The organism is Falsibacillus pallidus, assembly GCF_003350505.1.
Lineage (GTDB): Bacteria > Bacillota > Bacilli > Bacillales > DSM-25281 > Falsibacillus > Falsibacillus pallidus.
Genome location: NZ_QQAY01000006.1, coordinates 140,036 through 161,480, shown reverse-complemented (window position 1 = coordinate 161,480; position 21,445 = coordinate 140,036). Strand labels below are relative to the sequence as shown.

16 protein-coding genes are annotated in these 21,445 nt (G+C 46.5%); 3 read left to right on the top strand and 13 right to left on the bottom strand.

From position 1 onward, the window contains the following. Nucleotides 1-232 precede the first annotated feature (232 nt). The 9 genes from DFR59_RS11985 to DFR59_RS11945 all read right to left on the bottom strand — a co-directional run bounded on the left by DFR59_RS11985 (nt 233) and on the right by DFR59_RS11945 (nt 13,907). Nucleotides 233-1,834 carry a CTP synthase gene (locus DFR59_RS11985; RefSeq protein WP_114745878.1) on the bottom strand — a complete coding sequence of 534 codons (1,602 nt, stop codon included), beginning with the start codon at nt 1,832-1,834 and terminating at the stop codon, nt 233-235. Between the two features lie 210 nt (nt 1,835-2,044). Continuing rightward, nucleotides 2,045-2,623, bottom strand: a complete 579-nt coding sequence (gene rpoE / locus DFR59_RS11980; RefSeq protein WP_342768316.1) for a DNA-directed RNA polymerase subunit delta — start codon at nt 2,621-2,623, stop codon at nt 2,045-2,047. A 309-nt stretch (nt 2,624-2,932) separates the two neighbouring features. Further along, the gene (gene icmF, locus DFR59_RS11975) at nt 2,933-6,199 is read right to left on the bottom strand and encodes a fused isobutyryl-CoA mutase/GTPase IcmF (RefSeq protein ID WP_114745876.1); all 3,267 of its coding nucleotides are present in this window, start codon (nt 6,197-6,199) and stop codon (nt 2,933-2,935) included. Next, the gene (locus tag DFR59_RS11970; protein WP_114745893.1) at nt 6,196-6,798 is read right to left on the bottom strand and encodes a TetR/AcrR family transcriptional regulator; all 603 of its coding nucleotides are present in this window, start codon (nt 6,796-6,798) and stop codon (nt 6,196-6,198) included. Before DFR59_RS11970 ends, icmF begins: the two co-directional genes overlap by 4 nt. 151 nt (nt 6,799-6,949) lie before the next feature. Beyond that, nucleotides 6,950-8,089 (bottom strand): acyl-CoA dehydrogenase, encoded by a 1,140-nt coding sequence (locus tag DFR59_RS11965; RefSeq protein ID WP_114745875.1) that lies wholly within the window; start codon nt 8,087-8,089, stop codon nt 6,950-6,952. Between the two features lie 25 nt (nt 8,090-8,114). Next, nucleotides 8,115-9,251, bottom strand: coding sequence for an acyl-CoA dehydrogenase (locus DFR59_RS11960; protein WP_114745874.1), 1,137 nt, complete (start codon nt 9,249-9,251; stop codon nt 8,115-8,117). Between the two features lie 40 nt (nt 9,252-9,291). After that, nucleotides 9,292-10,143 carry a 3-hydroxybutyryl-CoA dehydrogenase gene (locus DFR59_RS11955; protein WP_114745873.1) on the bottom strand — a complete coding sequence of 284 codons (852 nt, stop codon included), beginning with the start codon at nt 10,141-10,143 and terminating at the stop codon, nt 9,292-9,294. Nucleotides 10,144-10,357: 214 nt separating this feature from the next. After that, nucleotides 10,358-11,545: an acetyl-CoA C-acetyltransferase gene (locus DFR59_RS11950; protein WP_114745872.1), complete on the bottom strand. Its 1,188-nt coding sequence runs from the start codon at nt 11,543-11,545 to the stop codon at nt 10,358-10,360. Between the two features lie 244 nt (nt 11,546-11,789). Beyond that, a complete protein-coding gene (locus tag DFR59_RS11945) occupies nt 11,790-13,907 on the bottom strand; it encodes a (Fe-S)-binding protein (protein ID WP_114745871.1) in 2,118 nt (705 codons plus the stop codon). Between the two features lie 254 nt (nt 13,908-14,161). Between DFR59_RS11945 and DFR59_RS11940 the strand changes: the two genes are divergently transcribed. The 3 genes from DFR59_RS11940 to DFR59_RS11930 all read left to right on the top strand — a co-directional run bounded on the left by DFR59_RS11940 (nt 14,162) and on the right by DFR59_RS11930 (nt 17,097). Further along, nucleotides 14,162-15,370 carry a phospholipase D-like domain-containing protein gene (locus tag DFR59_RS11940; protein WP_114745870.1) on the top strand — a complete coding sequence of 403 codons (1,209 nt, stop codon included), beginning with the start codon at nt 14,162-14,164 and terminating at the stop codon, nt 15,368-15,370. A 23-nt stretch (nt 15,371-15,393) separates the two neighbouring features. Beyond that, the gene (gene uvsE / locus DFR59_RS11935) at nt 15,394-16,347 is read left to right on the top strand and encodes a UV DNA damage repair endonuclease UvsE (RefSeq protein ID WP_114745869.1); all 954 of its coding nucleotides are present in this window, start codon (nt 15,394-15,396) and stop codon (nt 16,345-16,347) included. A gap of 69 nt (nt 16,348-16,416) precedes the next feature. Continuing rightward, on the top strand, nt 16,417-17,097 hold the full coding sequence (locus DFR59_RS11930; protein WP_114745868.1) for a Dph6-related ATP pyrophosphatase: 681 nt from the start codon (nt 16,417-16,419) through the stop codon (nt 17,095-17,097). Nucleotides 17,098-17,115: 18 nt separating this feature from the next. On the opposite strand, the gene DFR59_RS11925 is transcribed toward DFR59_RS11930, so the two are convergent. The 4 genes from DFR59_RS11925 to speB all read right to left on the bottom strand — a co-directional run bounded on the left by DFR59_RS11925 (nt 17,116) and on the right by speB (nt 21,199). Next, the gene (locus DFR59_RS11925) at nt 17,116-17,295 is read right to left on the bottom strand and encodes a XapX domain-containing protein (protein WP_114745867.1); all 180 of its coding nucleotides are present in this window, start codon (nt 17,293-17,295) and stop codon (nt 17,116-17,118) included. 168 nt (nt 17,296-17,463) lie between these two features. Next, on the bottom strand, nt 17,464-19,134 hold the full coding sequence (gene argS, locus DFR59_RS11920) for an arginine--tRNA ligase (RefSeq protein ID WP_114745866.1): 1,671 nt from the start codon (nt 19,132-19,134) through the stop codon (nt 17,464-17,466). An 8-nt stretch (nt 19,135-19,142) separates the two neighbouring features. Further along, nucleotides 19,143-19,592: a YwiB family protein gene (locus DFR59_RS11915; protein ID WP_425454708.1), complete on the bottom strand. Its 450-nt coding sequence runs from the start codon at nt 19,590-19,592 to the stop codon at nt 19,143-19,145. A 734-nt stretch (nt 19,593-20,326) separates the two neighbouring features. Then, nucleotides 20,327-21,199, bottom strand: a complete 873-nt coding sequence (gene speB / locus DFR59_RS11905; RefSeq protein ID WP_114745863.1) for an agmatinase — start codon at nt 21,197-21,199, stop codon at nt 20,327-20,329. Nucleotides 21,200-21,445 lie beyond the last annotated feature (246 nt).

The following is a 21,445-nucleotide window of genomic DNA, read 5'->3' as shown; positions in this document are numbered from 1 at the left end:
CCTTCGCCAGTTCTTCAACCGCAGAAGAAGATATGACTTCTTTAATAGCCTCCGAAAAAGCAGCTAATTCTCGATGTAAATTCTTCATAAATAAATACTCCTTACTCTAAAATTCTGCATGGCAGAACTTTAGAGTAAGGAGAAAATTTACTTTCGTCGACTAATTTGCCTTAAGTTGATGGCTATGGTGACAGGCACTGCCTGTTTCACCAACCCGGTTTTTTGTTTGGTCTTATTTTTGGTTTTGGATGGAAGCGTTGATGAATTCACGGAACAACGGCTGCGGCCTTGTTGGTCTTGATGTGAATTCTGGGTGGAATTGAGATGCAACGAACCAAGGATGGTCTGCAAGCTCAATGACCTCTACAAGACGTCCGTCAGGGCTTGTCCCTGAGAATAGGAAGCCTGCATCTTCCATTTGCTGACGATAGTGGTTATTGAACTCATAGCGATGGCGGTGGCGCTCATAGACCACTTCTTCGTTGTACGCTTCAAATGCTTTTGTTCCTGGAGTCAGTTTGCATGGATACAAACCAAGTCTCAATGTTCCGCCCATATCCTCGATGTCCTTTTGTTCAGGAAGCAAATCGATCATTGGGTATGGAGTATCCGGCTGGATTTCTGCAGAATGTGCGCCCTCAAGGCCAAGTGCATGGCGTGCAAATTCAACTGTCGCCAGCTGCATGCCCAAGCAGATTCCAAGGAACGGAACTTTGTTCTCACGTGCATATTTAGTCGCAAGGATCTTCCCTTCGATTCCGCGGTCTCCGAATCCACCAGGAACAAGGATTCCGTCTGCATCACTCAAGTAATCTTGTACATTCTCAGCGGTCACATGCTCAGAGTTGATCCAGTTGATTTCAATATCGGCATCAAATGCATATCCTGCATGTTTCAATGCTTCAACGACAGAAATGTAGGCATCTTGAAGCTCTACATATTTCCCAACTAGCGCGATTGTTGTTTTGCCTTTAAGGTTTGTCACTTTCTCAACTAGCGCTTTCCACTCTGTCATGTCCGCTTCATGCGTTTCTAGCTTCAAATGATCGACAGTCAGCTGATCAAGGTGCTGCTCTTGAAGGGCAAGAGGGATGGAATATAGCGTATCCGCATCTTGGCACTCGATAACAGCATTCTTATCGATGTCGCAGAATAGAGCAATTTTATCCTTCATATCTTGGGATATCGGCATTTCTGTACGCACCACGATTACAGTTGGCTGGATGCCAAGACTGCGAAGTTCTTTAACACTGTGCTGAGTAGGCTTCGTTTTCATTTCCCCTGCCGCTTTGATGTAAGGAACGAGTGTACAGTGGATGTACATGACATTGTCGCGTCCAACATCGCTCTTGATTTGACGGATTGCTTCCAAGAAAGGAAGGGATTCGATATCTCCCACTGTTCCGCCGATTTCCGTGATAACTACATCTGCATTTGTTTCACGGCCTGCACGGAAAACGCGCTCCTTGATTTCATTGGTGATATGAGGAATGACTTGAACAGTTCCTCCCAAATAATCGCCGCGGCGCTCTTTCTTCAATACTGTGGAATAAATTTTACCAGTCGTTACACTGCTGTATTTCGTTAAGTTGATATCAACGAAACGCTCATAATGGCCAAGGTCAAGATCCGTTTCCGCACCATCATCTGTTACGAAAACTTCCCCATGCTGGTATGGGCTCATTGTCCCTGGATCCACGTTGATGTATGGATCGAATTTTTGGATTGTCACGCTCAAGCCGCGGTTTTTCAAAAGGCGCCCCAATGAAGCTGCGGTAATCCCTTTTCCTAGTGATGAAACTACACCGCCGGTTACGAAAATATATTTTGTCACGTCTGTTTCCCCTTCCTGTTGAGTCTTTCTGTTCTACATATAGAATCAGCAAAACTGATAATTCATAATCAATTTTTTGTTATAGGGGGTTAAAAAAAACAAAAACGCCCCACTGACAAAATGTAGTGGGAGCGTTATAGTCATCTCATTGTCCCTTTTTAGGGAGCCCAAATAAAATAGTAACTGCGTCTTGATTAGAAGTCAAGAGGATTATAAATCTTCCTTATCCTCTTCTTCGATCTCATCTTCAAGCTCTTCCTCTTCTTCTTCATCATCGCCAAGATCGAAGTCGTCGTCTTCAATTAAATCTTCTTCGATTTCTTCCTCTTCATCAATATCATCGAAGTCCTCATCGTCGTCGTCATCGTCATCTTCGTCGTCTTCGACAAGATCTTCTTCTTCGAAATCATCCAGATCATCGTAATCGAAATCTTCTTCTTCGATTTCTTCAATATCCTCTTCTTCGACTTTCTTCGCCTTTTTCTTACGAGGCTTGATTGTTGGAGCTGTTTCTTCTTCCTGCTGGTCAATCGGGTACCATTCACGAAGACCCCAGCGATTTTCACCAAGGGTAATGAAACTGCCTTCAACGTTCAAATCCGTATAAAATTGGACTAAACGTCCACGTGCAGCTTTTTTGTCTATTTCTAAAATGCTTGAAATTTCTTCAACCAAATCACTGAAAGCTACAGGTTGCTTTCTCTCTTTTAAAATTTCAAATGCCAATTCAATAAATGACATTTCTTTCTTTTCATCTTTGGACATTCCTTTCAAACTCAAATCCGGCACTTCCTTTCTCTATTTCACACTCTATTAATCAAAGGCTGTTTTCGATCGAAAAATCCCTAATCATAAGAGTAAAAGGGCATAATTCCGCAAATTCTTAGTAGAATACACATAATCCATTATAAACAAATGTAAAACATTTATGCTAGATTTATGTAGCATTTCCCATAAATTTTTCCTCGCGCCTTGGTTCAGGAAATTTGCTAGAAAAAACGATAGCCTTTGCTGCCGTTATGGAAAAGATGCCTTAGATGAAGGGAAAAGCGAAGAAACCGGTGTGGTTCTTCGCTTTCCTTCTTATCACATTTCTTCTTACATATTCCGTCTATACTGCCCGCCTACTTGGTAGAGTGCCTGCGTGATTTGGCCGAGGCTGGCTACTTTTACGGTTTCCATGAGTTCGGCGAAGATGTTGCCGCCTGTCATGGCTGTCTGTTTTAGTTTGTCGATGGCTGCCTGGGTTTCGTCCTTGTTGGCATCCTGGAAGGAACGAAGGTTTTGGATTTGTGTTTCTTTTTCTTCTTTGGTTGCACGTGCGAGTTCGATGTTGTTCATTTCTTCCTCGGACGGCGGGTTCGGGTTCAGGTATGTGTTGACGCCGATGATTGGAAGTTCGCCAGTGTGTTTCTTCATTTCATAGAACATGGATTCTTCCTGGATCTTTCCGCGCTGGTACTGTGTTTCCATCGCACCGAGGACGCCGCCGCGGTCGTTGATTCTTTCGAATTCCTGAAGGACCATTTCTTCTACGAGGTCTGTCAGTTCTTCTACGATGAAAGAGCCTTGCATCGGATTTTCGTTTTTGGACAATCCGTGCTCTTTTGTGATGATCATCTGGATGGCCATTGCACGGCGCACGGATTCTTCCGTCGGTGTTGTGATGGCTTCGTCATATGCATTTGTATGAAGGGAGTTGCAGTTATCCTGCAATGCCATCAATGCTTGAAGCGTTGTACGGATATCGTTGAAATCGATTTCCTGTGCATGCAGCGAGCGGCCGGATGTCTGGATGTGGTACTTCAGCTTTTGGCTGCGTTCGTTGGCGCCGTATTTGTTTTTCATGACAGTCGCCCAGATTCTGCGTGCGACGCGGCCGATTACAGTGTACTCCGGATCTAATCCATTCGAGAAGAAGAAGGATAGATTCGGCGCGAAGTCATCGATGTTCATGCCGCGGCTCAAGTAGTATTCCACGTATGTGAATCCATTGGCAAGCGTGAAGGCCAGCTGTGAAATCGGGTTGGCGCCAGCTTCTGCAATGTGATAGCCGGAAATGGACACGGAATAATAGTTTCGGACGCTGTTATGGATGAAGTAATCCTGGATATCACCCATCATGCGAAGGGCGAATTCAGTTGAGAAGATGCAAGTGTTCTGTCCTTGATCTTCTTTCAGGATATCGGCCTGCACCGTACCTCGGACTGTTTTCAGCGTCAATGCCTTCACTTCTTCGTATTCTTCAGCTGTCAATGAACGGCCGAGCTCTTCTTCCTTCTTTTCCACCTGCTGTTTGATGGCGGTATTCATGAACATGGCCAGGATGATCGGCGCCGGTCCATTAATGGTCATCGAAACGGATGTAGATGGATGGCAAAGGTCGAATCCGGCATAAAGCTTGTTCATATCTTCAAGGGTACAGATGCTGACGCCGCTCTCGCCGACTTTTCCGTAGATGTCCGGGCGGTAGTCAGGATCTTCACCGTAAAGCGTGACAGAGTCGAATGCGGTGCTCAAACGTTTCGCATCATCATCCTTCGATAGATAATGGAAGCGGCGGTTTGTTCTTTCCGGCGTTCCTTCTCCAGCAAATTGGCGCTTCGGATCTTCGCCTTGGCGTTTGAACGGGAATACCCCTGCTGTATATGGGAAGGATCCCGGCACGTTCTCTTTATAGACCCATTTCAGGATTTCGCCGTAGTCTTCATATTTCGGCAGCGCCACTTTTGGAATATCCAGTCCTGACAAGCTTTTGACAGTCAGTTCTGTGACGATTTCCTTGTCGCGGATTTTTGTAACGAATTGGGTGCCGCTGTATTTCTCGCGAAGCTCGCTCCATCCGCTCAAAACCTTTTTCGATTGAGGGGATAGTTTCTCTTCCACGTCTTTTTTCAATGCTTCAAGTGAAGTTAGAACCTCTTCATTTCTTTCTTTTTCAGTGACTGCAGCAATGGCGCCTTCCAATTGGAACAAGCGGCGTGCCAATCGCACCTGCTCTTCTGCTTCCTTATGATAGTTGCGGACAGTATCAGAGATTTCACGGAGGTAGTAGCGTCTATTGTTCGGAATGATGACATTCTGTTTTTCTACTTTGACGTTTTTCGAGAACGGAACATTCCAGTCCAGATTCATTTTTTCATTGATTTTTTCAACCAATGCAGCGAATAATGCGTTTGTTCCAGGATCGTTGAATTGGCTCGCAATTGTTCCGTAGACAGGCATTTCTGAAAGGTTTTTGTCAAAGAGTGTACGGCTGCGCTGATATTGCTTTTGCACTTGGCTCTTTGCATCCTCGGACCCTTTGCGCTCAAATTTATTGATGACGATCAAATCGGCAAAGTCGATCATATCGATTTTTTCAAGCTGGGAAGGTGCCCCGAATTCACTTGTCATAACGTACATGGAAAGATCGCAGATTTCTGTAATCTCTGCATCCCCCTGGCCGATTCCGCTTGTTTCAACGATGACCAGGTCATAGTTTGCGGCCTTTACTACATTGATAGCGTCTTTGATTGCCAAAGAAAGCTCTGACTTCGATCCGCGTGTCGCCAAGCTTCTCATGTAGATGCGCGGCGAGGAGATGGCATTCATGCGGATGCGGTCTCCAAGCAGGGCTCCGCCAGTTTTTTGCTTTGTTGGATCGACGGAAAGAACAGCGATTTTCTTTTCCGGAATTTCATTGATGAAGCGTCTGATCAGTTCATCCGTCAATGAACTTTTTCCTGCTCCGCCTGTTCCTGTGATTCCGACAACAGGAACGGAATTGGCCAGTGCACGGACCTTTGCGAAAATGCTCTCAGCAGTTGCTGCCGCTTCCTTGTTCTCGCCAATTTGATATTCTGCAAGAGTGATAAGCTTAGAAACGGTCGGGACATGGCCATCCTTCAATTTTTCGATGTCTTGGCGGATGGATTCTGTCACAGTCGGGTGGTCGCATTCTTCAAGCATTCTGTTGATCATCCCTTGAAGACCTAGACTCCGGCCGTCATCAGGTGAAAAGATGCCTGCGATTCCGTAGTCATGAAGCTCCTTAATTTCCCGAGGAATGATGACTCCGCCGCCGCCTCCGTAAATCTTGATATGGTCTGCGCCTTTTTCCTTCAGCAGGTCATACATATATTTGAAATATTCCACATGGCCGCCTTGGTATGAAGATATCGCAATCCCCTGCACATCTTCGTGGATCGCTGCCTGCACGACTTCTTCTACTGAACGATTGTGCCCTAAGTGAATGACTTCCGCTCCGCTGGACTGCAGGATCCTCCTCATGATATTAATTGAGGCATCATGGCCGTCGAATAAACTGGATGCTGTAACAAAGCGAATATGGTGCTTCGGTTTATAAACTTCTGTTTGATTCATCGTTCTCCCCCTGTTCCCACTGTTGTTTTGTACCCTTTGATTCCTGAGAATAATAGATCGGTTTGAATCGAGATGTATTCCTCGATGGTCCATTGCTTCCTGAGCGCCCATCTTCTGAAGCCCCACATCTGGCCTTGGACGAATATGTTATGGGCAAGCATGTGGACGTGATGTGAATCGATGTCGAGCTCGCCGTTTTCCTGGCATCTCATGATCAGCGTTTCGAACATTCCGACCATTTCCAATTCCTTTTTCAACACGTATGGAAGGGCGTCTTTTGTCAAAGACTTGACCTCCTGATACATGACGAGCACTTCATCCTGCATTTCGTCCATTATTTTAAAATAGTACGCGATGCCGAGTCGGAGGCTTTCAAGCGTCCCCTGGCTCGTATCCATTCCTTGAAGGCGGTCGCGCACCTGATCGTAGATGCTGTCGCACACCAGATAGAGGATATCTTCCTTCGTCCGGATATATTCGTAGAGCGTCCCGATGCTGAAGCCGGCCGCACTGGCTATTTCCCTTGTGGTGGTCCGGTGAAAGCCTTTCTTTTTAAAAAGGGCAACAGCTCCCCTGATCATCTGGTCCCTTCTTTTCATTACCAGCCGTTCATCCTTGACTGATGCATGGACTTCACGTTTTTTATTCAAAAACCTCCACCTCCCCTTTCGTTCGTTTTCCCCTTTGTTGAAGAAGACGAAGCTATGTTCACTCTTCGTCTTCCTTCTTTCTCTATTGGTCGATTCTCAATTATTTTGTCAGCATGCGGCTGATGACCAGACGCTGGATTTCCTGCGTTCCTTCATAGATTTGCGTGATTTTCGCATCTCTCATGTAGCGCTCCACCGGGTAGTCTTTTGTATAGCCGTAGCCTCCGAAGATTTGAACCGCTTCTGTCGTCACTTTCATCGCTGTGTCGCCTGCCATGAGTTTAGACATTGCAGATTCCTTTCCATATGGAAGGCCTTCGGATTCAAGCCATGCCGCTTGATACGTCAATAATCTGGATGCTTCGATGCCTGTTGCCATATCCGCAAGTTTGAAGGAAATCCCTTGGTTGGCTGCAATCGGCTTGCCGAATTGCTGGCGCTCTTTCGCGTAGTTGACAGATGCATCAAGAGCACCTTGGGCAATCCCAACTGCCTGTGCAGCGATTCCGTTTCGTCCTCCATCAAGCGTCATCATGGCAATCTTGAAGCCTTCGCCAACTTCACCCAAGATGTTTTCTTTTGGTACACGGCAGTCCTCAAAGATAATCTCAGTTGTTGGGGATGAACGGATCCCGAGTTTTTTCTCCTTCTTCCCTACGGAGAATCCAGGGAAGTCCTTCTCGATGATGAATGCCGTTGTTCCGCGTTGTTTTTGAGTCGGGTCTGTCAAAGCAAACACGACATAGATGTCAGCGATGCCGCCGTTTGTAATGAAGATCTTGGATCCGTTCAAAATATAATCGCCGCCGTCTTCACGCGCAGTCGTCCTCATGCCGCCGGCGTCGGAACCTGAACCAGGCTCAGTCAATCCGTAGGCGCCGATTTTCTCTCCTTGCGCCATTGGTCTTAAATACTTTTGCTTCTGCTCTTCTGAACCGAACTTGTAGATCGGCCATCCAGCCAATGAAGTATGAGCGGAAAGCGTTACTCCTGTTGATGCACAGACGCGGGAAAGCTCCTCAACAGCGATGCAGTAGGCCAAATAGTCAAACCCGATGCCGCCGTACTCTTCCGGCCAAGGAATGCCCGTCAATCCAAGCTCCGCCATTTTATCGAAGATTTCGCGGTCAAAGCGCTCTTCTTCATCTCTTTCTGCAGCAGTAGGCGCCACTTCATTCAGGGCAAAATCGCGCACCATTTTTCTTAGCATTTCATGTTCTTCTGTCAATTTAAAATTCATGTTCGTTTCCTCCGTTCGTTATGTTCTATTTCATTAGGTGTTTGCTGATTACAATATGTTGGATCTCACTTGTACCTTCATAGATTTCCGTGATTTTTGCATCACGGAAATAGCGCTCCACAGGGTAGTCTTCTGTATAGCCGTAGCCTCCAAATACCTGGATGGCTTCTGTTGCCGTTTCGACTGCTGCTTTAGATGCAAACAGCTTCGCGATGGATGCTTCTTTTCCACAAGGCTCATCTTCTGCCCTGAGGCTGGCCGCACGGTACACAAGAAGCTTTGCTGCTTCTACATTAGTGGCCATATCTGCGAGCTTAAAGCCAATTCCCTGCTGGGCTGCAATCGGCTTGCCGAATTGAACGCGTTCTTTTGCATACTCGACTGCTTTTTCTAAAGCTGCCTCTGCAATCCCGAGCGCCTGGGCGGCGATGCCTATCCTGCCGACATCGAGGTTTGCCAAAGCAATTTTAAAACCGTCGCCTTCTTCTCCAAGCATGTTTTCTTCCGGCACCATCATATCTTCAAACGTCAGCTGGACTGTACGGGATCCATGAAGGCCCATCTTATGTTCATCCTTGCCGATGATGAGGCCCGGCGTCCCTTTTTCTACGATGAACGCTGAGATTCCGCGGCTTCCTTTTGATGGATCTGTGGAGGCGAATATGATGTAGACATCCGCTTCCCCGCCATTGGTGATGAATACTTTGGAGCCGTTGATGACATAGTGTCCATCCTTTTTCACCGCTTTTGACTTGAGGCTGCCAGCGTCCGAACCGGCACTCGGTTCTGTAAGGCAGAAAGCACCCAAGTATTCCCCTGATGCCAGCTTTGTGACATACTTTTGCTTCTGCTCTTCATTTCCGAAATAAAGGATCGGGTTCGTCCCTACCGAAGTATGTACGGACAGGATGACCCCTACTGTCGCACTGACTTTGGAAAGTTCATTGATGGCAATGATATAAGAGGTGAAATCCATTTCGGATCCGCCGTATTTTTCAGGGGTGGTAATCCCCATCAGGCCAAGTTCAGCCATTTTCTTCAATATTTCACGCGGAAACTCCCCTGCTTCCATTCTTTCGATGAATGGAGTGATTTCTGCCTCAGCGAAGTCGCGGACCATCTTCCGCATCATTTCCTGTTCTTCTGTAAACCGTAATTCCATCTTTCTCCCCTCCGCGCCGTTGATCGTGTTGATTCTTTAATCAGCTATACGTATAGAAGCCTCTGCCGGATTTCTTGCCGAGCCAGCCAGCCTTCACATACTTGCGGAGAAGCGGGCATGGACGATATTTGTCGTCACCAAATCCTTCGTGCAGCGTCTCCATGATATAAAGGCATGTATCAAGGCCGATAAAGTCTGCCAATGTGAGCGGACCCATTGGGTGGTTCATCCCAAGCTTCATGACTTCATCGATCGCCTCGACTGTCGCCACACCTTCATAAAGGGTATAGATGGCTTCGTTGATCATTGGCATCAAGATCCTGTTGGATACAAATCCCGGGAAGTCATTCACTTCAACAGGCACTTTATTCAAGGATTTCGTCATATCTTCGATTGCTTGATACACTTCGTCTGCCGTTGCAAGGCCGCGGATGATTTCCACCAGCTTCATGACCGGAACCGGGTTCATGAAATGCATGCCGATGACTTTTTCCGGGCGTTTCGTTGCTGCGGCAATCTCTGTGATCGGCAAGGAGGATGTATTGGAAGCCAAAATCGCATGCTCTGGCGCAATCTCATCGAGCTGTGCAAAAATCTTTGTTTTGATGTCCATGTTCTCTACTGCCGCTTCGATCACGATGTCTACATTTTGAGCATCTTGAAGATTAGTAGATTGCTTGATATTTCCCAAAACGGAAGTCTTCTCATCTTCAGTCATGCGGCCTTTCTCTACATTGCGGGTAAGGTTCTTCGTAATGACGCCAATGCCACGCTCCACAAATTCCGGCTTTAAGTCGTTCAAATAGACTTCAAAGCCTGCCTGTGCACAAACCTGTGCAATCCCTGATCCCATTTGGCCTGCTCCAATTATCATCACTTTTTTAATGTTCATCTATGTTTCCTCCCCTTTGTTTTGGGCTCTTTTCTCAAAGTATTGTTGCTTTACGCATTAAAACAGGATAACTTATGCAATCTTTGATGAAGATTTAGCTCGAAAAGAGCCTGGATACTCCAACTCAACGCACTAGACAGCTAGTTTTACGTTAAAATCGGCATTAAGATTTTAACAACATAGTTTTCGAAAACAGCCTTTCTTTAAAAACGAATTAGTTTTTCGGTACTTCGATCATTACGGCATCACCTTGGCCGCCGCCAGAGCAGATAGCAGCAATCCCGATTCCGCCGCCGCGTCTTTTCAGTTCATACGCTAGTGTCAGGATGATGCGGGCACCGGAAGCTCCGATTGGATGTCCAAGTGCGATCGCACCGCCGTTGACGTTCACTTTTTCCGGATCAAGTCCGGCAATTTTGCTGCTTGCCAGTGAAACGGCAGCAAATGCTTCGTTGATTTCGAATAAGTCGATTTCCTCAAGCGATTTTCCTGTCTTTTTGAGCAGTTCATTGATTACGAGCCCTGGCGTCTGCGGGAAATCTTTTGCTTCCACTGCGATGGCAGCATGGCCGATGATTGCAGCTAGCGGGGTCTTCCCTTCTTTTTCCGCACGCTCTTCACTCATCAACAGCATCGCAGCTGCACCGTCATTCACGCCCGGTGCATTTCCGGCCGTGATCGTACCATCGTGGCCAAAGACCGGACCCAGCTTTTGCAGCTTCTCGATTGATGTATCTTTCCGCGGCGCTTCATCCGTGCTTACGATGATTGGATCGCCTTTTCTCTGTTTGATGGATACAGGCACGATTTCCTCTGCAAAGAGTCCATCTTCCATCGCTTTGACGGCACGCTGATGGCTTCTCAATGCCCATTCATCCTGCTGCTCTCTCGTAAGCTCGAATTCTCTCGCCGTTGAATTTCCGTATGTTCCCATGTGCACTCCATTGAAAGAGCATGTCAGCCCGTCGTGGACCATCAAATCTTTGACCGTGGAATCGCCCATCCTGAATCCCCAGCGTGCTTTCGGCAGGATATACGGCGCGTTTGACATGGATTCCATTCCGCCTGCGAGGATGACCTCGCCGTCCCCCGCACGGATGATTTGGTCCGCGAGTGTCACGCTTCTCATTCCGGAAGCACATACTTTATTGATCGTCTCTGTTTTCACTTCCCATGGGAGGCCGGCGTGGCGTGCAGCCTGTCTTGAAGGGATCTGGCCCTGGCCGCCTTGAAGGACGGATCCCAAGATGACTTCTTCTACCTTTTCTGCTTGAACGTCTGCGCGCTTCAACGTTTCAGCGAGCGCAATGCCGCCTAATTCTGAAGCTGTCAAGGAACTGAGCGCCCCTCCCATTTTTCCGAAAGGTGTACGGGCACCACTGATAATCACTGTTTTTGCCATGAAGAATCTCTCCTTTTCGTTTCATTTCAAGAGCGGGTAAACGCTTACAATTTTTCGACTGAACGCTCGCTCGGAGCTTCCCAATAAGGAAAGGGACAAGATTGCCCCTTCATGAAAACGCTTCATATGTTTTTATTTTACAAGAAAAATAGCCGGAATAAAAACATTTTATAAATAATTCGAAAAATTATTTATTTCATATCAATTCCGTCTATTGTATTCACTTTACTTTACTTTTGGCTCATCAAGATACAAGCGTGGAAGGACCGATTGATCCGCATACCGCTTTTTCAAGCAGCTCCGCCACGTCGTAAGTGCTGACGTTTTCTTCGACTTCCTTCGCTTTTGTTCCATCGGACAGCATCGTCAAGCAGTATGGGCATCCAGAACTGATGACAGATGGATTCACAGCAAGCGCCTGCTCCGTACGCGCGACGTTGACGCGGTGGCCAGTGTCTTCTTCCATCCACATCAATCCGCCTCCAGCACCGCAGCACATTCCCTTCTCGCGGTTTCTTTCCATTTCGATGAGCTTGACGCCCGGAATGGATTTTAAGATTTCTCGAGGAGGATCGTACACTTCATTGTAGCGGCCAAGGTAGCAGGAATCATGGAATGTGATCGTTTCATTCACTTCAAATTTAGGCTTCAAGCGCCCTTCCTCAACGAGCTTCGCAAGCACTTCTGTATGATGGTATACTTCCGCCTGCAATCCAAAGTCAGGATATTCGTTTTTGAAAATATTGTAGGCATGCGGGTCGATCGTGACGATTTTCTTCACTTCGTTCTTTTCGAATTCCGCAATGTTCGCCTGTGCAAGCTCCTGGAACAAAAACTCGTTTCCTAAGCGGCGCGGCGTATCTCCTGAGTTCTTTTCCTTGTTTCCTAAAATCGCGAACTTCACGCCTGCTTCGTTCATCAGCTTCGCGAAGGATAAAGCGATTTTTTGGCTTCGGTTGTCAAAAGACCCCATGGATCCGACCCAGAATAAATATTCGAATTCTTCATCGGCTTTTTTCATTTCTTTTACCGTTGGAACGACGACATCTTCGCGTGCTTCACGCCAGTTCTCGCGCTCTTTCCGGTTCAATCCCCAAGGGTTTCCTTGGCGTTCGATGTTTTGCATCGCTCTTTGCGCATCCGCGTCCATCTTACCTTCCGTCAAAACAAGGTAGCGGCGCATATCGATGATTTTATCCACGTGTTCATTCATGACCGGACATTGATCTTCACAGTTGCGGCAAGTCGTACATGCCCAGATTTCTTCTTCTGTGATGACTTCCCCGATCATGCTTGCACTGTATGCCAATCCTGCTGCCGCTTCTTCTGCTCCCTGCCCGGCTGCTGCCATGGCAATCTGGTTGCCTTTCGTGTTAGAGAAAGCAAATGTCGGCACCCATGGCTGTTTCGATGTCACTGCTGCACCGTGGTTTGTCAGGTGGTCACGCAGCTTCACAATCAAATCCATCGGAGAAAGCATTTTTCCCGTACCTGTAGCCGGACACATATTCGTGCATCGTCCGCATTCTACACAGGCATATAAATCGATCAGCTGGAGCTGGTTAAAGTCCTCGATTTTTCCGACCCCGAAGGATTCCTGGGATTCATCTTCAAAATCGATCGCTTTCAGCTTCCCTGCATTTTCTAAACGGTTGAAATAAACGTTGGCCGGTCCTGCAATCAAGTGAGCATGCTTGGACTGCGGCACATATACTAGGAACCCAAGCAGGAATGTCAGATGGATCCACCAAGCGATATAGAAAATCGTGATGGATGCTGTCTTCCCGATTGCACCAAGCGCCATGGCGATAAGCGATGCCACCGGCTCTGTCCAGGACAGCTCTTCTCCATGCCAGATGATGCCCATTCCGTTTCCGATCAAGACTGAAAGCATCAGTCCACCGATAAAAATAAGGACAAGCCCTGATTTAAATCCTCTCTTCAAACGGACCAATTTCTCCACATATCTGCGGTAGAAAGCCCATACAACCGCTACTAGAATGACAAGCGTAACGATTTCCTGGAAAAATGTGAACCCTGCATAAAGCGGTCCAAGCGGCAAATGCGAATCAGGATTGATTCCTTTCCAAATGAAATCAATCGCACCGAATTGGACAAGAAGGAAGCCATAGAAAAACATGACGTGGATAGCCCCACTCTTTTTGTCCTTCAAAAGCTTCTTCTGTCCGAATACGTTGACCCAGATCTTTCGCATCCGTTCTTTTACGTTGTTATCAAACTCAGCTTTTTTGCCAAGTTTAATGTATTCGATTCTTGTCTTTACCACGTAGACGAACAAGCTGATCGCGTAAGCGGTTACAAGAAGAAATGCAATAAGGTTTACCCAAAGTAATCCATTCATCTCTGCTGACCTCTCCCTTCAAATATCTGTCTGCAATCCCCATTGTTGAAACTTTTAAAAAGAAGTTAATTTTCTGAAAAACTATATAGTTCCATTATATAATGAATGAGCATTCAGTCAACAACTTTTCAAAATGTTTTCTTCCACCTGCACAATTTTTTCTTTTCCCCTCTTCAGCACATTTCTTAGTTTGCTTACGATTAATTAGGGGATTCTAATAAAAAAAGTCTTTAAGCAGAAGTGAGGTTCAGCCTATGGTTTTCGTTTGGTTCGCTGCAGCAGCAGGCATCATCGTTTTGCTGGTATTCCTGCTTGTCCTAGATTTTAAGCTGGGCAAAAAAGCTTATGCCAAAAAGGCAGAGTGGCGTGATTACCCTATCAGGTCCAGCTCCATTGAAATGATTGCCGACGGAACGGAATTATTTGATCAAATGTTCGAGGATATCAAACAAGCACAAAAACAAATCTACATCCTTTTTTATATCATTAAAAATGATGACTTCAGCAAGTCCTTCCTGGATCTCCTAGGGCAGAAGGCAAAAGAGGGCCTTGAGGTAAGGCTGCTCACAGATTTCCTCGGAGGATATAAAATTGATAAAAAAGCATTAAAAAAGGCTAAAGAAGCAGGCGTCCTTTTCGAATTTTGCAATAAGCCTTATTTCCCCTACACCTTTTTTTCGCTTCAGCAGCGGAACCACCGAAAAATCGCTGTCATCGACGGAAAAATCGGGTACCTTGGGGGCTACAACATCGGAAAAGAATACATCAACGAAAAAACCGGCTTTTCCCCGTGGCGTGACTACCACATCCGGATTACCGGAGAAGGAGTTGTTGATTTGCATAAGGAATTCATTGTGGATTGGAACCGCTCGTCGAAAAAGACTATCCCTTCTCAAAACTTGAACCCGGAGGAACTGCCAAAAGGACAAATCTCTCATAAGTTTTTCCCTTCGCAAGGATTCCGCATGGAAAAGGAAATCGGCAAGATGCTGAAAAAAGCCCAATCTGAAATCTATATCGGGACGCCTTATTTCATCCCGACAGATGATACGTTCCGGGAGCTTTTACGAGCCATGGAAAGAGGGGTAACGGTAAAAGTGATTGTTCCGGAAACGGCCGACCATCCTTTTGTGAAGGAAGCCTCGTTCCCATACTTATTTGAAATCATTAAGCGCGGCGCACTGGTCCATCAATTTACCCAAGGTTTCTACCATGCAAAAGTACTGATCATCGACCGGAAAGTCTGCGACATCGGGACAGCTAATTTTGATAGGCGCAGCTTTCTTCTGAATAACGAAATGAACTGCTTTATCTACACGCCGCAAATGATTGAGGAAATTCTTTCAGTAATGGACAAAGATATGGCAGAATCGCATCATCTAACGTTACACGAAATCAAAAAGCTCAGGAAGAAGAATGCCGTCAAGGAACTGGTCGGGAAATCTATCGAGCCGCTTCTTTAGGCGGCCAGGGAAGGAGATTCATCATGCAGATCCGATTTGGTTTTGTGGCAAATGCACTTGGCTTGTGGAATGCCAGTCCTTCAAAGACGTTGACATTTGCCCGCTATCAGAAGCTGACAAAATTGGAGCGTGAAGAGAAATTGCTGGAGGTGACGGCTCAGAACCTCGCGAATACAAAACGGATTCTCTACTATAACGCGGCCCATGAAGTTTCTTTGTACCGTTTATCCAGTTCCCTCGTTCCCCTGGCTACACACCCTGAGGTCATGTGGGACTTCGTTTCTCCCTTTCAAAAGGAATGGAAGAAGCTTGGCGATCTTATAAAAAAGTTTAATCTGCGGGTAAGCTTTCATCCTAATCAATTCACCTTGTTCACGAGCCCTCGCGAGGAAGTGACGGAAAACGCGGTTAAAGACATGGACTATCATTATCGGATGTTTGAGGCCATGGATGTGCAGGATCAAGGGCTCATCAACATCCATATTGGCGGTACATATGGGGATAAAGAATCGGCACTTGAAGGATTCCATCAAAATCTGAAAAAGCTCCCTCCTCACATCAAACAGGTCATGACCCTTGAAAACGATGATAAAACCTACACAGCCGAAGAAACGCTTGAAGTTTGCGAAAAAGAAGGAGTGCCGATGATCCTCGACTATCACCACCATTTGGCCAATTTATCCGAAGAGGACATCAGCCGGCTATGGCCAAGGATTTATCAGACATGGAGCAGCTTCCCCCTCATCCCTAAAGTGCACCTTTCCTCCCCCAAGTCTGAAAGTGCATTCCGCTCACATGCAGACAATGTGTCCATGGAGTTCGTTTTGCCTTTTTTAAAGATGGCCAAAGCGTATGATCAGGATTTTGATATCATGATCGAAGCAAAAAATAAAGACCTTGCAATGTTTCAGCTGATTGAAGATGTTTCATCCATCCGGGGCGTCAAGCGTCTAACCGGAAGCGTTCTTAGGTGGTAAATAATTTTTATAGTGGCGCAAATCCCCTCCTGCCGAATGTGCTACACTTTCGGTAAAGGGGGCTTTTTTATGGACAAGAAAAAGGTTTGTGTTTCCTGGAGCGGCGGCCGCGACAGCTCGTTGATGCTTTATCGTTTATTGAATGATCCCGGCTTTGAGGTGTCCTGTCTCATGACGACAGTGAATGAGGATACCGGAAAAGTCATGATGCATGACATTCCTTATGAATTGCTTAAGGATCAAGCGAAATCGCTTGGTATTCCGCTCCGCCCGATTTGGCTTGGCAGCGATCCGGCAAATGAAGAATATGAGAGCCGGATGCAGCAGGCAGTGGAAGAATTGATTGAAGACGGAATTGCCTTAATGGCATTCGGTGATTTATTTCTGGAGGATATCCGGAAGTACCGTGAAAAAAATCTTGAAGGAACAGGCCTCTCTCCTATTTTTCCACTATGGGGTCTTACCAGTGCTGATAGCAGCCAAGCCTTTTTAGATGCAGGCTTTAATGCAGCAGTGGTCTGCGTGGATGGGAGCCAGCTTGACCCTTCTTTCACTGGCGCATCTTATACGGCAGAATTTCTTGATAGTCTCCCAGAAGGTGTAGATCCTTGCGGAGAGAATGGGGAATTTCACACGTTTGTGTATGATGGACCCATTTTTAAAGAGCCGGTGGATTTCCGATTCGGGAGCAGCTATGTAAAAGACGGACGATTTTGGTATGCAGACATTCTTCCTTCGATGGAAGGCTGACGGATTTTGAGAGAACAGTCATTTCCACCAGCCCTGCATGATTGGCAGCAGCCACTCATACGCTTTGAATCCTAAATAAATCCCGACGATTCCCATGATGCCTGCGAGTGCCGGAGGGGCCGGGATGGGCAAGCGAAAAACAGCAAAAATGAAACCGACGATAAATCCTGTTATGACAGCTAAAACAACGACTTTCATCTCAATGAACCGCTCCTTGTATAGAGAGTTGAAGAACAATATTGCTTCATCCATATGTTTCCTATGAACATATTATCAGCTTTTTCGTCCCCATAAGCAACCACATCATCAATCGACAAAAGCCGGGCACCTGCTGAAGGTGTCCGGCTTTGTTTGTCGTGATATGGATTACATTTTTTCTGGAGCGCCTACTCCGATGATGGCCAGCGCATTTTTCATTGTCAGCTGTACAGCTTTGATGAGTGCCAAACGCGCTTTTGTCAATTCAGGCTGTTCTGGATCAAGCACTTTTTCCGCATTGTAGAAGCTGTGGAAAGCTGCTGCCAGATCATTGATGTAGTTGGTGACTCTATGCGGGATGCGCTTCTCTGCCGATTCTGCCACCACTTGAGGGAATTCGCCGACTTTTTTCAATACGTCGATTTCCTTCTCTGCACCGATTTTGCTCAAATCAGCTGAAGGATCCACTGTGAAGCCAGCTTCTTCTCCTTGGCGCAGGATGCTGCAGATGCGTGCATGTGCGTACTGTGCATAATATACCGGGTTTTCATTGGATTGCGATACAGCCAAATCCAAGTCAAAGTCCAAATGAGTATCTCCGCTTCTCATTGCGAAGAAATAGCGTACCGCATCCAAGCCGACTTCTTCCACAAGCTCGCGGAGTGTGACAGCCTTTCCTGTACGTTTACTCATTTTCATTTTTTCGCCGTCTTTATAAAGCTGAACCATCTGGATGATTTCAACTTCCAAGTTATCAGGATTGAAGCCAAGCGCTTCAATCGCCGCTTTCATACGAGGAATGTATCCGTGGTGGTCTGCACCCCAGATGTTGATGACTTTATCAAATCCACGGTTGAACTTGTTCTTATGGTAAGCAACATCCGGTGTTAAGTATGTGTAAGATCCATCGTTTTTGATCAATACACGGTCTTTATCGTCGCCGAATGTAGTGGAACGGAACCAAGTCGCTCCGCCATCTTCAAAGATGTGGCCATTTTCGCGAAGTGCTGCAAGAGCATCATCGATTTTGTTGTCCTGGTACAGGGAAGTCTCTGAGAACCACACATCAAAATCGACGCGGAAATCTGCCAGGTCTTTTTGAAGCTTTGCCAATTCGTATTTCAATCCGTAGTCACGGAAGAAATCATAGCGTTCTTTTTCATCAGCTTTCACGAAGCGGTCACCGTGTTCTTCAGCAAGCGTTTTGCCGATTTCAATGATATCTGCCCCGTGGTAGCCGTCCTCCGGCATTTCTTTTTCCATGCCAAGAGCCTGGAAGTAGCGGGCTTCTACGGAAATCGCCAAGTTATGAATCTGGTTTCCGGCATCATTGATGTAATATTCGCGTGTGACATCATAGCCTGCTTTTTCAAGAACGTTGCACAGGGAATCGCCGACAGCTGCTCCGCGGGCATGGCCTAAATGAAGGTCCCCGGTCGGATTCGCAGAAACGAACTCCACTTGGATCTTTTCGCCTTTTCCTGCATCTGACTTGCCGTAGTCATCGCCAGCTTCTAGGACAGTCGGGATCAAATCAGTCAAATAGCTGTTGTTCATGTAAAAATTGATAAAGCCTGGTCCTGCGATCTCAATTTTTTCAATAGACGCTTTTGTGCTGTCAAAGTTTTCGATGATCGCTTCTGCAATCATCTTTGGTGCTTTTCGTGCAATTCTTGTCAATTGCATTGCCATATTTGTTGAGTAGTCGCCATGTGCTTTATCTTTCGGCGTTTCTAAAATGGCTTCAGGCACCTGGTCTTCCGCCGCTAATTCTGCTTTGATCACTGCCGCTTTAATTTCCGCTTTTAAACGTTCCTGGATTTGTTCCACTATGTTCATAACCGTTTTTACTCCTCCTTGAATTTGATATTCATTTCATATACGCCAACTGAAGAACCTTGCATTAAGAGCTGGTAGCGCAAGTCAAAATGGCCGTCGATCTTCCCTTCGCTGGACTGGTCCAGTTGAAGCTCTTTTGTCCTCGTCGTAAGGAGCAATGTCCCATATGGGCTGTCATAGGAGCCATTCATTTCGTTTCCTTTTATAAAACTCAGCCTCATCTTCAAGGCGCCGCTCCGGAGAATGACTGCTTCACCCTCCGTGATTTTCACGATCGTGTTGACCGTGCCTTCTTCTTGTATTTCATCGTATTTTATATAAATGGATTTACCTTTTTGATAGTATCGTCCAAATGCAACCAATTCATAGGTTTCCTGCTGTTCATCGTGCTTAATTTTTGTCTTGAGCTCGATTTTTACAGGGATTTGTTCTGCTCTCGCTGTAGCCAAAGCATTCACATCCTTCTAAAACTGTATAACTTAATTAGTATAAAAATAATCGGGAGAAATTGCAATGGCAAGATTGGGCATGGGGGTTGGGTTTTGGGGTTGGTGTGTGGTTGGGAGCCTTGAAGGTGACTGTCACGCCCCCGTTTTCGTCGGATTGCGCCGAATGAGTGGGCCGCTTTGGGAAGATGGCTGATCTGGGGTCTGGTGATTTGGCCGCTGGCGCATAAGAGGGTGGTTTTCGCGCAAAGGCGCCTCTGCCCGGCGCATAGCGGAAAGTTTTTCGCGCATAGCCAACGAGGCGTGGCGCATAAGCAAGCTTTTCTCGCGCATAGGGCACGTGGCGGGGGCTGCCCACCCCCATTTTCCATGCTATTTCCTTAGACTTTGCCCATCTTGTAAATCCAACTGGACAAATTTCGCCCTTTCCACCCATGTTTGACCACTCCGCCCCCTGTTTTCCATGCTATTTCCTCAGATATTACTCACCTTGTAAATCCAAATGGACAAATTTCACGCTTTTCACTCGAGTTTGACCACTCCGCCCCCAGTTTTCAGTGCGATTCCCTCAAATTTCACCCATCTCGTAAATCCAAATGGACAAATTTCACGCATCCCACTCACGTTTAACCACTCCGCCCCTGATAATGGACAAATCCCCGGTTTTCCACCCAATTTTTCTCCCCTCAATCCCCCCACTTACACAAAAAACCGCCCCCATCATAGGAGCGGCTTCATCATTATGATTATTTCACCCATCCAAGGATCATTTCGCGGATGAGCTTGCTTGCTGTGTTGGCTGTTTGTTCTGATGGATCGTAGATTGGCGCGACTTCCACTAAGTCTGCTCCAACGACATTGACACTTGAGCGTGCGATTTCGTGAATGGACGCAAGAAGTTCTTTTGACGTGATGCCGCCGCAGTCGACTGTTCCTGTACCAGGTGCATGGGCAGGATCCAATACGTCGATGTCGATTGTTACATATACCGGGCGTCCTGCTAGCTTCGGCAAAATTTCCTTCAATGGCTCAAGCACTTCGAATTTGGAGATGTGCATGCCGTTTTCTTTAGCCCATTGGAATTCTTCCTTCATGCCGGAGCGGATTCCGAAGGAGAAGACGTTCTCAGGTCCGATCAATTCCGCGATTTTGCGGATTGGCGTGGAGTGGGACAATGGCTCCCCTTCGTACTCTTCGCGAAGGTCTGTGTGTGCATCCATATGGATGATGGCCAAATCCTTGTATTTCTTAGCAACGGTTTTCATAACCGGCCAGGAAACAAGATGCTCGCCGCCCATTCCTAGCGGGAACTTGTTGTCTGCCATTAATTTTTCAACAAACTCTTCGATCATGTCCAGGCTGCGCTGCGCATTTCCAAATGGAAGAGGGATATCTCCGGCGTCAAAATAGCGGACATCTTCAAGTTCACGGTCAAGATACGCACTGTATTCTTCCAAACCGATGGATACTTCACGGATGCGGGTTGGGCCGAAACGTGAACCTGGACGGTAGCTGACAGTCCAATCCATTGGCATACCATAAAGGACGGCCTGGCTGTCTTCATAATTTTGGTGGCTGCGAATAAACACATTGCCGGAATAAGCTTCATCAAAACGCATATGAATCACCCTTTTTTACTTATTTAATTATTGTTTTCGAAAGAATTTCGTTAAAATCTCACTGCCGATTTTAACGTGAAAATAGCTATTTAGCGCGTTGGAATATAGTATCCAGCTCTTTTCTCGCTAGATATGCAATTTGGAAGTTAGAACATTTATAGCCTACCTATTTTAACAGCTAAAGCAATACTGATTGAGAAAAGAGCCTAAAGCAAAGAACAGGCGGGTTTCCCCGCCCGCTTCATT